At 27.3% G+C, this 13,488-nt stretch carries 14 protein-coding genes; 6 read left to right on the top strand and 8 right to left on the bottom strand.

All coding sequences use genetic code 4. The annotated features are described in order from the left end of the window. Positions 1 to 8: 8 nt before the first annotated feature. The 4 genes from ACFEL5_RS06315 to ACFEL5_RS06300 are packed head-to-tail and all read left to right on the top strand — an operon-like array spanning position 9 to position 6,931. Entirely contained in the window at positions 9 to 920 is a 912-nt protein-coding gene (locus ACFEL5_RS06315; RefSeq protein WP_342262846.1) for an ABC transporter permease, read from the top strand. Next, positions 920 to 1,975 (top strand): ABC transporter ATP-binding protein, encoded by a 1,056-nt coding sequence (locus ACFEL5_RS06310; protein ID WP_342189861.1) that lies wholly within the window; start codon positions 920 to 922, stop codon positions 1,973 to 1,975. The genes ACFEL5_RS06315 and ACFEL5_RS06310 overlap by 1 nt, the downstream gene beginning before the upstream one ends. A gap of 24 nt (positions 1,976 to 1,999) precedes the next feature. Continuing rightward, entirely contained in the window at positions 2,000 to 4,462 is a 2,463-nt protein-coding gene (locus tag ACFEL5_RS06305; protein WP_375315258.1) for an ATP-binding cassette domain-containing protein, read from the top strand. Positions 4,463 to 4,480: 18 nt separating this feature from the next. Next, positions 4,481 to 6,931, top strand: coding sequence for a hypothetical protein (locus tag ACFEL5_RS06300; RefSeq protein ID WP_375315257.1), 2,451 nt, complete (start codon positions 4,481 to 4,483; stop codon positions 6,929 to 6,931). Positions 6,932 to 6,968: 37 nt separating this feature from the next. On the opposite strand, the gene ACFEL5_RS06295 is transcribed toward ACFEL5_RS06300, so the two are convergent. After that, entirely contained in the window at positions 6,969 to 7,193 is a 225-nt protein-coding gene (locus ACFEL5_RS06295; protein WP_375315256.1) for a hypothetical protein, read from the bottom strand. Positions 7,194 to 7,212: 19 nt separating this feature from the next. Then, on the bottom strand, positions 7,213 to 7,671 hold the full coding sequence (locus ACFEL5_RS06290; RefSeq protein WP_375315255.1) for an IS30 family transposase: 459 nt from the start codon (positions 7,669 to 7,671) through the stop codon (positions 7,213 to 7,215). Between the two features lie 58 nt (positions 7,672 to 7,729). On the opposite strand from ACFEL5_RS06290, the gene ACFEL5_RS06285 reads away from it, so the two are divergent. Both ACFEL5_RS06285 and ACFEL5_RS06280 read left to right on the top strand, forming a co-directional pair. Beyond that, positions 7,730 to 8,680: an IS30 family transposase gene (locus tag ACFEL5_RS06285; RefSeq protein WP_375315254.1), complete on the top strand. Its 951-nt coding sequence runs from the start codon at positions 7,730 to 7,732 to the stop codon at positions 8,678 to 8,680. A 19-nt stretch (positions 8,681 to 8,699) separates the two neighbouring features. Further along, positions 8,700 to 9,260 (top strand): IS30 family transposase, encoded by a 561-nt coding sequence (locus ACFEL5_RS06280; RefSeq protein WP_375315253.1) that lies wholly within the window; start codon positions 8,700 to 8,702, stop codon positions 9,258 to 9,260. Positions 9,261 to 9,295: 35 nt separating this feature from the next. On the opposite strand, the gene ACFEL5_RS06275 is transcribed toward ACFEL5_RS06280, so the two are convergent. The 6 genes from ACFEL5_RS06275 to ACFEL5_RS06250 all read right to left on the bottom strand — a co-directional run bounded on the left by ACFEL5_RS06275 (position 9,296) and on the right by ACFEL5_RS06250 (position 13,470). After that, positions 9,296 to 11,035, bottom strand: a complete 1,740-nt coding sequence (locus ACFEL5_RS06275) for a hypothetical protein (RefSeq protein ID WP_375315252.1) — start codon at positions 11,033 to 11,035, stop codon at positions 9,296 to 9,298. Positions 11,036 to 11,078: 43 nt separating this feature from the next. Next, positions 11,079 to 11,264 carry a hypothetical protein gene (locus ACFEL5_RS06270; RefSeq protein ID WP_375315251.1) on the bottom strand — a complete coding sequence of 62 codons (186 nt, stop codon included), beginning with the start codon at positions 11,262 to 11,264 and terminating at the stop codon, positions 11,079 to 11,081. Positions 11,265 to 11,529: 265 nt separating this feature from the next. After that, entirely contained in the window at positions 11,530 to 11,922 is a 393-nt protein-coding gene (locus tag ACFEL5_RS06265) for a hypothetical protein (RefSeq protein WP_375315250.1), read from the bottom strand. A gap of 22 nt (positions 11,923 to 11,944) precedes the next feature. After that, entirely contained in the window at positions 11,945 to 12,193 is a 249-nt protein-coding gene (locus tag ACFEL5_RS06260; RefSeq protein WP_342277697.1) for a hypothetical protein, read from the bottom strand. A 2-nt stretch (positions 12,194 to 12,195) separates the two neighbouring features. Continuing rightward, positions 12,196 to 12,480 carry a hypothetical protein gene (locus ACFEL5_RS06255; RefSeq protein ID WP_375315249.1) on the bottom strand — a complete coding sequence of 95 codons (285 nt, stop codon included), beginning with the start codon at positions 12,478 to 12,480 and terminating at the stop codon, positions 12,196 to 12,198. 3 nt (positions 12,481 to 12,483) lie between these two features. Next, on the bottom strand, positions 12,484 to 13,470 hold the full coding sequence (locus ACFEL5_RS06250; protein ID WP_375315248.1) for a hypothetical protein: 987 nt from the start codon (positions 13,468 to 13,470) through the stop codon (positions 12,484 to 12,486). Between the last annotated feature and the right edge of the window lie 18 nt (positions 13,471 to 13,488).

The raw sequence follows: 13,488 nt of genomic DNA, 5'->3' as shown, positions 1-13,488 counted from the left end.
TATTATTAATGAAAAAAACAAATTCTGAAGATTTTAAAAACTTTAAATTAGTTCGTCAAAATTTTCTGACAACAGAAAAATTGGCAACAAAACCGATTAATCGTTCGCGAGAGTTTTATTTAGCAATTATTGCTAATCGTTTTGCTTTAGCAGGAATAATTATTTTTGGTTTGTTAATTTTACTTTCTTTAATTTTTCCACTAATATGAACTGATGCTAATCTTTTAAAACCTGAACAACAACATTATGGGTTTTTTAAAAACGGATATATTTTTGGTACTGATGGACAAGGAAGAGATGTTTGAGCGATGTTATGGCATGCTACCAGATATTCTTTAGGTTTGGCATTTGTTGTTGTTATTGTTGATTTAATTGTTGGGGTTACTTTAGGTCTATTAATGGGTTATTATCGTAAAGTTGATAAAATTTTGCAGTTTATTATTAAAATTTTAACAAATATTCCCAGCATTTTAATTTTAATAATTGTGGCAACAGCGTTGCAACCAACTTTTTGAACGATGGCATTAGGGTTAACATTAACGGGATGAATTAATATGAGTTTGCAAGTAAGAGCACAAGTATTAAAAAATAAGCAGTTAGATTATTTTGTTGCTTCAAAAATTTTAGGAACGCCGTGATATCAACAATTAATTAATTTTATTCCGGTGGCCTTGCCAATTATTATTACTGGTTTAGTCGCAACAATTCCGATTGCAATTATTAGTGAAGCTTCATTAGGTTTTATTGGTTTATCAGTGCCGGATGCGATTACTTTAGGTAATATGATTAATAAAGCACGATTAACGGCATTAGTATATCCGCGACAAATTATTGTTCCTGTAATAACTTTAATGGTTATTACGATTGCAATTCAATTAATTGGTAATGGCATTCAAGATATTATAAGGAAGTCACAATAATGAGTAAAAAAGAGAAAATTATGGTTAAAATTGAAGATTTAAAGGTAACTTTTTACAATAAAGCTAAAAAAACTCATAATACAGTTATTCGTAATACGGGATTTGAACTTTATGAAAAAGAAGTTTTAGCAATTATTGGTGAATCTGGTAGTGGTAAGTCAGTTATTACTTCAACATTAATTGGATTATTATCAAATGCTGCTGTTATTGAAGAGGGCAGGGTAATTGTTGATGGGATTGATGTTACTAAATTTGATGAGTCAGATTGAGAAGAATCAGAATTACGAGGCAGAGTTATTTCACAAGTATTTCAAAATCCAATGACTGCTTTAAATCCGACAATGAAAATTGGTTTACAGTTAATTGAGGGGGCATTAATAAATTTTCGTTCCGCAAGTAAAAAAGATGCTAAACAAGATGCAATTAATTTAATGTTAAGAGTGGGTATTACTAATGCTAATCAAGTAATGAAGTTATATCCTCATCAATTATCGGGGGGAATGCGACAACGAGTGTGTATTGCCGCAGCTCTGTTATGTCAACCAAAGATTATTATTTTTGATGAACCAACAACAGCGTTAGATCCAACAATTCAAGCAGAAATTTTGGAATTAATTCGTGAAATTAAAGATGTTTTTAATGTTTCAATTATTTTTATTTCCCATGATTTAGGGGTTGTTGGTTCAATTGCTGACCGGATTGCTATAATGTATGCTGGAAAGATTATTGAGTATGGAAAAAGTAAAGAAGTATTATATAACAGTAAACATCCATATACTTGAGGGTTAATTCAGTCAATGCCAGATGTTAATTTAGGGCAAAAGTTATATTCAATTCCGGGAAGTGTTCCTTCTAATTTTAATAATATTATCGGTGATGCTTTTGTTACTAGAAATGAGTATGCTTTGGATATTGATTTTGTTGCTCATCCACCATTTTTTAAAATTAGTAATACGCATTTTGTCGCATCTTGATTGTATGATTCGCGGGCAATAAAAATTAATGTTCCCGATATAATTAAAAAACGCCATCACCAGTTTAAAAAACAACATTAGATAATAAACTAAAGGAGTAAAATAATGTCAAATTCTACGGATACAATTTTAAAAGTTGATAAGTTAGCTGTGATTTATAGTCAACAAGGTAAACCTTTTATTGCTGTTAATAAGGTAAGTTTTGACATTAATAAAGGTGAAATTTTTGGTTTAGTTGGTGAATCTGGTAGTGGGAAGACAACAATTGGACGAACTATATTAGGTTTAAATAAGCATGCTTTAGGACATATTAAAATAAAAGATAAACGATTACCACATAATCCTGCCGATATTAAAAAAACAACTAATGAGTGGTTATCGAAAAATGTGCAAATGATTTTTCAAGATCCAGCAACGAGTTTAAATCCTTCTAAGCGGGTGTTGGATATTGTTTTGGAAGGATTTAATAACTATAATTCATATTCTGCGGAAGCAAAATGGTTTAAAAAAGAACGCAAAATTGCTTTGATGTGATATCGGAAATTAACTTCTTGTGATGAGGAAATTATTAAGCAATATGATTTATTAGTTGCCCAATTAATAAATATTTATCAGCAGTGGTATCGTACTAAAGAGAATATGATTAAAAGTATTAGTTATGAATCACAAGATATTGTTTCATCTTATCGTTATTCTTTAAAAGGTGCTAAAACTAAGCACCGCTTATTAATTGCTACCAGAAATGATGTGTTAAAGAAAGAACAGTTATCTTATAAAAATGATTTACAAAATTTATCAGGAATAAAAAAATGAAATCGGAAATGAGATAAGATTTTTAATAAGAAAATTACTCCTTTAAAAGATAAAAAGGAACTTATTGAAAAAGAAATTTATCAAGTTGAAACAATTTATAAAGAAAAATTAAATGAAGCTTTAATTCATTTGAATGATATTCAAGAGCGCTTAACTTATGAAAATGATAATAATTTAATGCGAATTACTAATTTAATTAATTTTCATCAAGAAACTATTAATAGTAATTTACAACAATTACAAGTAAGAAAACAAGAGATTGATAGTTTTTATACTAAAGATATTCGGATTGCGGAAAAGAAAAATAATCTTAAAGAAGTTAAGAAATTAAGAAATATTTGAAAAAGTGATTGAAAAGTTACTAAATTAGAAATTGATTTACAAAATCGCGAAGAAAAAAATAAAATTAATCTTTTACAAAAAGAAGGAACACGATATAAGTATCAGTTATTGTATGATACAAGAAATGATGTTTATGAGGCAAAACAAGAATTAAAACAAATTAGAAAACAAGAGCGCATTAAATTAATAAAAATTTCGCAAGATTTACAATCATTAATGAGTAAATTAAATAAGCAAAAACAAACTGATCGCAAAAATTTTATTAGCGAAGCAGAACAGGAAATTATTTTTAAAAACTATTATAATCGGGTTAAAGATATTAATGTTAATTTTAATGCTAAAATTGAATTTGATAAAAAGCAAATTGATGTTTTAAAAACCCAAGCTTGACAGCGAAAACTAGCTCGGAAAAGGGCTTTAAAAAATATGCGTAATGATTTCAAACTTTTAAAAATAAAATTTGGTGCTGATATTAATACCGTGACAACTAAATTACAGCATCTTTTGAAATTACCAACTAAAACAATTAATAAAGAAAAAACTCAGCAAATTATTAAGAAATATAAAAGTAAGTTAAGAGTTTTAAAAAAAGGATATGTTTTTAAAAATCAAGATATTAAAAAAATATTATTACAGGAGCGAAATAAAATTAATTCTCGTGATAATAATTATGAAAAAATTAATGAAAAATATCATAATGAAAAATATCAAGGGATAGTTGCTAATAAAAAAACATTTGTTAGTCAATTAAAGGAATTAGTTACAACTTATGAAGCCAAGTTATATGGTGTTAACTTGTATAAAAGTAAAAAACTTTTTTTAGATTTTCAGTTAGCGAATGAATATAGTCGTGGTGCTGTTAAAGCTAAAACTCATCAATTAGCTTATGACACCTTACAATCAGTTGGTTTACTGCCAGAACATGGTAGTAGATTTTCCGGTGAGTTTTCTGGAGGTCAAAAACAAAGAATTGGTATTGCGCGAACATTAGTAATGAAACCAGCATTATTAGTTGCTGATGAACCGATATCAGCTTTGGATGTTTCCATTCAATCACAAGTAATTAATATTTTAAAAGATTTACGAGAAAAATATCAACTTTCAATTTTATTAATTGCCCATGATTTAAGAATGGTGCATTATATTTGTGATCGGATTGCTGTTATTAAAAATGGTAAAATTTTAGAAATTGGTCTTGCTGATGAAATATTTTATCATCCCGTACATCCATATACTAAGTCATTAATTTCAGCAATTCCTTCAATCAATAGGGTAGGTGAAGTCATTAGTACAACTAGTTATAATCCGTTAATGCATAACTATAATGAGAAAATAATACCAATGTGACATAATATTACTAATACTCATCAAGTATTAGCAACAGTTAAAGAATTTAAGAAATGAAGTAAGTAAGAGAAAAGGATAAATACTATGAAGTGAAATGTTACAATTTGAAAATATAGGTTTCTTGAATGATGAAATGGCGCTTATCGCAATCGTGTTATTTTAGCATTATTGTCGCTAATATTTTTCTTTTCGCTAATTATTCCCTTTATTATTACTTTAAGTCGCAGTACAACTATTAACTATGAGGGTCAAACAACACTTAACTTACAAACACGATTTAATGCTGAAACTATTAAATGTGAAGAAAATATTACCGAAAAAGGGACGGTTAGTTGTCGTCGTGGTCCTGTTGTTATTGCGGCGACTGATAATTTTGTTCGTAAATTATTAGAATATGATGCTAATAAGTTTACTAATGATGCTAGGTCCTCATTAAATGTTCCCATTAAAGTTAGTGATTTAAAACAAAATACGCATTTAGCTAATGTTTATCGAAGTGGCTGAGGACTATTACCAGATTTGGTAAATTGATTCTATAATAATGTTCCTTGAGGAATAGAAATTTTAACTTTTGAAAAAATTTCAATTGTTGGTGATAGTCCGCCCCCTTGGGTACCAGATTATAGTTTACGAGGTATGCCAATGGGTCGTTTATGAGGTAAAAACTTAATGAGTGTTAAAGTTTTATTACAAACTATTTTAAGTGGTGTAGAAAATGAAATTGCTGACTTTTTTGCGAGAAAAGGCAATAATCCTTTAAGAAATAAACTTGATTCATTAAAAAATTATTTGTTTACTACTTATACTACTTACAAAATGGCTTGATATGCTAATGATGAATCTACTAGTTATCATTATGGTGGTTGAGTTGAAAGTCGGAGATTTCGCGAAAGAATTAATAAAACTGTTACTTGAAATTATTTAACTAATCGTTTTGGTAACATTAATAAAAAAGAAATTACGATTCCTAAGGTTTACAATCGTGAAGTTGCTTATAGTTATTTGGATGAAATATACGAAAAACAATTAGCATTGGTAGGAAAAACAACGCTTGATAAAAATGAAGATAAAACAAAATTATCGTATTTAGATTTATTTGTGTTAGCAAATGATATTAAAAAATTAAGTACTACCAGTTCATTTGCGATTAAAAATGAAAATAATAATTGAATTTTTGATGGGATTGATACTTATAGTAATGTTGAGAAGGAGTTAACGCTATTTCAATTAAAAAATTCTGATTTGTTTACGCAATTTAAAACGATTGAAATTTTTTTACCACAAAGTAATCAGAAAAAAGCAATTGGACAATTAACAAGGAATGATGTTAATGAGGCAATGCGTGTTGCTAATGGGAGAATTAATCGTTTAATTGATTCAACAATTAGTTTTAATGGTTATTTAACAAGTTGAATTCAACAATACTTTTTAAAGTTTATTATTCCAATTTTGTGAACGAATGATGAAAATTTTAAAGTTGCGGATTTTGATTTTTCAAAAATTAATTATGATGAGTTAATTGCAACTTATAATGAAGAAAAAGTCAAAAAACCACTGTGGGCGTCGTTAGCAATTAAATATTCTGAATTTGAGGATGATAATTTTGAAACATCAAAAAAAGTTACTATTGGTTTACAAGGCAAACTTTCTCATTTGGATTATTTTAATCAAATGCGAATGTTTCTAACTCGTGATTGATTACCGTTAACACTTAATAACAGTTTATTTACGCAATCTTTTCATGGAAAACAACAAACTAGTTTTAATAACCATAATCTAATTTTTAAAGAATTGGCGCTTTTAAATGCGATGGGTGCTAATCCTTATGTCTTAGATGAAGATAAACAAATAAGTAATCATATTAAAGTTGATACTGGTTTAGTAAATGCTTTGCAAAAAGTTTTAAGAATGGATGAAGATGTTGTCATGGGACATTTGTCATCATATAGTGAACGAAGTATTATTTGAGGATATATGGATGCTAATGCTGATTATGATTATTTAAAACTAACTAATCGTGATGGTACTTCACGATTAGTTAAGATTACAACTCAAGATGATTTGGATAAAAATTATAATTGCATTGTCACTGATGAGTCGTGTAATGAACAAGATCGGCATTCACTAATGAGTAATGAATATATTAATAATGAACAAATTAATGAGCAGAATATTCATGGTGTGCCACCACGAACATTGTTAAGTAAAATTACGAGTAGTGATAATAAAAATATTGCTTTAAAAAAGTCCCGTAAATTATGAATGACTGATTATGCATTAATCGCTGATTATGCTAATGCTGTTGTTGGGGTTGGTGATTATGCGGTAGCGTTTTTTAATAGTCATTCGCAAAAAGAAAAACCTCTTGTTGTTAGTGAACAAAGAAAACACGATGCTGAAATTAAAAATAATGAATGACATATTTTAAATAGTAATGGTGATATTATTGCTTATGCGGGATGATGATTTTATTCTCGTAATAATGATAATAAACTATACTTTAAGGTTTTAGAACAGTCGTGAATTAATAAATAAGTTAGCACCAAAAAGTGAGGTTATTCAACCTCACTTTTTAAAAGGTACTAAATATAATACTAATACTAATTGCAAATGCTAAATTTAGTATCGCAATAAAGAAAGTTAGATTTAATAGTTTTTTTACTTGTTGTAAATATTTTTCGTATTTGTCTTCATTATGGTGATAACCAAGATAATCTTTAGCAATTTCTTGGTCAGTTAATACTAAATTAACCGTTTGTGTTTTGTGATGTAAACGAGATTTGTTTACTTTAGCCAAATTGTAAAGTTAAGTGCAACTAAATTATTTTTCTAACCAAATATTCGATTGGCGAAAGATAATTTAGTATTTTTCTTGGTCTTTGGTTTAAAGACAATATAAATTTATGAACTGCATTTTTAGTAGTATTTGAAAAATTAAATTTTTTAGGAAATTTTTCTCTAATTAAACCATTAGTATTTTCATTAGTGCCTCTTTGTCAGGGTGAATATGCATTAGCAAAATAAATTTTCACATTTAAATTTTTTTCAAGTTGTTGTCAATTAGCAAATTCTTTGCCCCTATCAAATGTTATAGTCTTAACAAGATTATTTGGAAGAATTGATAAATAATGGCTAATATTTTCGTTAATAACTTTAGTAGTTCTATTTTCAACTAATATTGCTAAAGTAAATCTTGACGTTCTTTCAACTAAAGTTATTAAACATGCTGAATTATACTTGTAAGTGCAAGTAAATAAAATTGCAAAAGATTTCATATAAAAATTTCATGATGCTAAGTTTATTTTAGAAAAAGTAAATTTAAGGAGTTTTTATATGGGATACAAACATCTTGGCATAGATGAAAGAATTTATATTGAGAATCAATTGAAATTTAAAGTAAAAATTAGTGAAATAGCTAAAAATCTTAATCGAAGTATTAGTACTATTAATCGAGAAGTTAATAGAAATAAAGATAATAATCATTATTTTTCATTAATTGCACAAAATAAAGCAGAAAATAGAAAACAATTACATGTTTATTTTCATAAATTTAAAAATAGAGAATTAGTAAAATATGTACAACAAAAATTATTATTAGGTTGATCGCCTGAACAAATTTATGGCAGAATTAAAAATTTTCATCAAGAATGAATTATTAGTTTTAAAACAATTTACAATTGAATTTATTCTGGATTACTTGAAAAAGTTACTAATAAAAATTTAAGAAGAAAAGGTAAGAAACGAAAATCTCAAGAAAATCGGGGTAAATTTAATGGTAAATCCATTAAAGAACGAAATGCTAATGTTAATAATCGCGTAACTCTTGGCCATTGAGAAGGTGATACTGTAGTATCATCACGGGGTAAAAGTAAATCATGTTTAATAACTTTAGTTGAAAGAACGTCAAGATTTACTTTAGCAATATTAGTTGAAAATAGAACTACTAAAGTTATTAACGAAAATATTAGCCATTATTTATCAATTCTTCCAAATAATCTTGTTAAGACTATAACATTTGATAGGGGCAAAGAATTTGCTAATTGACAACAACTTGAAAAAAATTTAAATGTGAAAATTTATTTTGCTAATGCATATTCACCCTGACAAAGAGGCACTAATGAAAATACTAATGGTTTAATTAGAGAAAAATTTCCTAAAAAATTTAATTTTTCAAATACTACTAAAAATGCAGTTCATAAATTTATATTGTCTTTAAACCAAAGACCAAGAAAAATACTAAATTATCTTTCGCCAATCGAATATTTGGTTAGAAAAATAATTTAGTTGCACTTAACTTTACAATTTGGCAAGAAGAAAAGGTAAGAAACGAAAATCTCAAGAAAATCGGGGTAAATTTAATGGTAAATCCATTAAAGAACGAAATGTTAATAATCGCATAACTCTTGGCCATTGAGAAGGTGATACTGTAGTATCATCACGAGGTAAAAGTAAATCATGTTTAATAACTTTAGTTGAAAGAACATCAAGATTTACTTTAGCAATATTAGTTGAAAATAGAACTACTAAAGTTATTAACAAAAATATTAGTCATTATTTATCAATTCTTCCAAATAATCTTGTTAAGACTATAACATTTGATAGGGGTAAAGAATTTGCTAATTGACAACAACTTGAAAAAAATTTAAATGTGAAAATTTATTTTGCTGATGCATATTCACCTTGACAAAGAGGTACTAATGAAAATACTAATGGTTTAATTAGAGAAAAATTTCCTAAAAAATTTAATTTTTCAAACACTACTAAAAATGCAGTTCATAAATTTATATTGTCTTTAAACCAAAGACCAAGAAAAATACTAAATTATCTTTCGCCAATCGAATATTTGGTTAGAAAAATAATTTAGTTGCACTTAACTTTACAATTTGGCATATATATATATTATACAAAAATTCTTAATATCATTAGAAAAATGGCAAAACCAATTAAAAATTGAAAGGTATAGTAAAAAGCTGGTACGGTTTTAAACACTGGAAAAATCGCGGTTGAAAAGTTAACTGTCGCTTTTGCAATAATTGCTAATGGTCGTAAAATGGTAATGATTTGTGACGCTGTCAGCATTCAGTTTATCATTTTGATACCAGCATTTTGAATGGCACAACCAATATCATTAAAGGTTGGTATTCATCGTCCAGAATATTTGCAATTTGCTGGTGGAATTAAATCGTCTCATTCACCGTTATTTGAACCGTCAGGAATAAAGGCTGTGGAATTTAAGACATTAAAGTCATAAATTTTAAAATTGTAGTTAGAGGTATTACCTTTGTGATAAAGTGGAAAAGTTAAGGTAAAAATATTAATACCGTAACGAATATCAATATGGGTATTGAGATAATTAATACTGTTAGTGTCCTTGCTGGTTGGCAAGGTAATCAGTTTATTGTCATAGGATTTAAGGACATTAAAATCAATTTGATAAATGCTATTGTTGTTTTTAATGGCATTATAATTTTCTTGGTGTGTTTTTTTATCAAAAGTAAAAAAATAACTTCTTAGTAATAATTCTGAATTTCCTATAACATTTATTAAGTATTTTTTGGGATAAAAAGTAATTAACGAGCGATAAAAAAATCCAATTTGAATAAAGTAGTTCTTGTTATAATTATCTACGCCTTTAAAATCAATTTCAGTGTAAGTTTTCTCATCCATATCAAAAGTAGCATAAAATAAACTGGCAAAGAAGTTACCAAGGATTTCGTAGATTTCGTCAAAAACATTTTTGTAATCGTTATTGTTAATACCAAGAATGTTGTTTTTAAAATAAAGGTAAATATCATTTTTTAAATCCGGGTCATAGCGTAGAAAACTAAATCTAACATTGAGGTAATTTAAGGTGCCAAAAAGATACTTAATTAGGTAATAATCGTTAGAGTTCGCAGTGTCATATTTTCAGATTTCCTTTTCACCGTGTAGCAATTGTAAATACTTATTTCCGGCAATTAGAGTTTTGTTAAATGCCTTAATTTTCAAAACATTCTCATTTACTACATTTTTATCACTAGAAGTTTTATGATAAAAATAGCTCTCGTCTTTAAAGCCGTGATTTTTAATCGTAAATTCTTTGTAATAACCTTTTTCTAAGGTGTCAATGAAATTAAAAACTGGCGTTCAATAGAGATACGAGTAATTAAATTTATCAAAATCACCACGGTGAATCATTAAGTAATCAAGATTATCAATAATATCGTTATAGTTATGGTTGCCATCAAATTTGGTGGTTGTTTCTGGTAAATCAATGTCAGTACTTGGTTTAGTTTCTGTTTTTGCTTCAATAGCTACTAACTTCATTATACTTTTTCATCTTGTAAGTTTTAAATTTATTTTATTTCCCTTAAATTTTATTTTATCTGTTATGTTTATGCCTAATTTTTGAATTGATTTTCAGCCGTTGTCATTTTTATAAAAGTAAGCGTTGTTTAAAGACCCATATTGATTTTTTATTCATTTAGGTGCATTTAAGAGTTCATTTTTATCTTCTTCCGAAAAATCTAAGTAGTAAAGATTTTCTATATTTTCAATTGGCACACCTGCATATTTGTTTATTAGACTTGGTACATAACTATAACATTTTATGCCGACTAAACTATAAAATTCATTTTTATCTTTGTATTTATCTAACATTTGTATTTCATCTAAAAAATAATTATCAAAATAGTAGATAAAATTAAAGGTTATGTACCAAGTCTATTGTTATTTTTGCACTAGATAATTTTAATTCGTATGATTCATTATTTTGTCTTTTGTTTCTAATTAGTGATTGTGTTGTTGTTTTATCATTATTAATGTTTGAGGGAATAGTAAAAATGTTATTGAAACTAATAGTTAGCACGGTAAATATTTTCATAAACATTTTTATCACTCCTTTTTAAAATATTTTATTTTTCGTTGTTCTTTTAGTTTTGATTTTTTTAATAAGTCATTCAATGCTACGGTTCATAATTACCGCTATTGTAATGCATATATCTAAATATCCTAATATCACAAGTGAAATTAATGCTTCAAATTTTTCATATAATAATTTCAAATCATTAATTTCCAATTTTAAAAATGGAATGAAAAAGATAGTAATCATAAAAATGTAAGGTAAAATTCTCCATCAATATTTTTTTAAAGAACTAATTAATTTGTTTCATTTCATTTTTCAACGCTCTTTTTGCTTTAAATTTTTGAATAATAAAGCGGATTAATTTTTCAAATTTAATTGCAAAATATATTGCTCCGCCTCATCAAAAAACAAATATTCCCGCCAGCATAATACCACTATTGAACTCGCCGAAGAAATTAACCATTTCTTTATTCATAAAATCATTAAATTCGTCACTTGTTCCAGTTATTCATTTAGTATCGATTGCTGTTAATGTATAAATTAATAAGCTTATAAAGATGAAAATGATACTTAATACTATTTTTAACCACTGCTTTTTAAAAGAATTTTTAATTCTTAATTTTAATGGCTTTTTTTCTTTTGAATTATCTTTTTTAAATAATTTTACTAAAAGTTTTTTCATTTTAACTCTCCTTTCATATTTTTTATCGTCCTTTAATCACAATAAATAAAGCAATAAGTACACAAGTGATACCAAGAATGGTAAAGATTGGATGTTGAGAAAATGTCCGGGCCATTGGTTTAAATAGTTCTAAAATTGTTAAATTGCTAGTAATAAACTTTTGGAAATTGGCAAGTCCTTCGCTAATATAGTTTGTTAAAGTTTCAAAATGACTACCAGCTAAAAGTCCAAGAACAGTTATTAAGATAAAAATAATAATTAGTTTAAACATTTTTAGTTACCTTGTTTTATTTTTATTGGTTTTATTTGTTTTTTAGCTTTTCCTCACGCACTTAATCGACCTTTATTTTTAACCGCATATTGGCGTTGTTTTTCTAAATTAACTTGTTGACTACCAAATCCAAGAATAAATGCCATAAGAAATTCTACAGCAAGCGTTAAGAATAAAGGAAATATTAATTGAATATTCGTTCCTGGTACTTCAAGACTTCAAATTAAATCAAAAACCTTATAAAGCATTTGACCCAGAAAGTCGGCCATTTTTGCGAGATTTTCCATTTTTTATTGTTCCTTTTCTTTCATTTTTCTTAAAAATTTGCTAAATTTATCCATTTTTAAGTATTCTAAGTCTTCTAAATCAATTGCTGTGTCAGTATAGTATTTGTCTTCATAGTCAGGATTTACTTTTGAATTTAAGTAATCTCTTAAAAATGCTAGGTAAAAAGAATTGTAAGTGTTAAGTATGGGTAGAGGAATTTTTAGTTTAAAAAAATAAATATCAAGTTCAGGGATATCACGGTATTTAATACGGCGACCTTTTTTGCTATTTTTCGCATCAATTAAGGTGTTTCGTCAGCGTTCATATTCTTCAATGCTAGTAAAGGTACCATAGATGACTTTTAAGTAAGGGCGAAAAATATTAACGGGTTTTTTGCGAATTCCCACAATCACATTATTGGCAATATCACGAACTTTAACTCAAATATGTTTATCTCTTTGACCACTAGCGAGAACAATATGACCGAAATGGCGTGCCAGAGCGAAATATTCTTGGATACCGGTTTCTTCGTTTTTGGTATTATTTTTTTCTCAATCAGTTCCTTCTAAAAATAAGTTGGTTTCATCTCATAACAGTAAGGTTTTGTCTGGCAATACCGGATAATCAAAGTCTAACAATCCCATATGGCCTAAACTTAATTTTTGGGTTTCTATTAATGGAAAGGTTGCGGCGATGTGATATTTCTTCTTTTTTAGTAATTTTGCTGCGTATACTAGAAAAGCAGTTTTTCCAGTCCCTAATGAACCAATCACAATATTTAATGGTGAATTTTTTAAGAAATTAATAACTTTGTTAATTTGTGTTAAATTACCGATTTTAAAAAGGAAAATTAAAATACAACCGGCTAAAAATAAATAGCTCACAATGTTTTTGAAATAACCGTTGTAAATGTATCAAATTGCTCCTCAATGTCATAAAATTAAAAATGAGGTGCGATTCAATTCAATAAAATGGTTATTTTTTTCTATTATTCATTTGCAAAATTTCATCTTGCACCTCACTTTATT

It is taken from the genome of Spiroplasma endosymbiont of Tipula paludosa (genome assembly GCF_964264785.1).
Classification (GTDB): Bacteria; Bacillota_I; Bacilli_A; order Mycoplasmatales; family Nriv7; genus Nriv7.
This window is presented reverse-complemented; position numbering and strand designations above follow the sequence as displayed.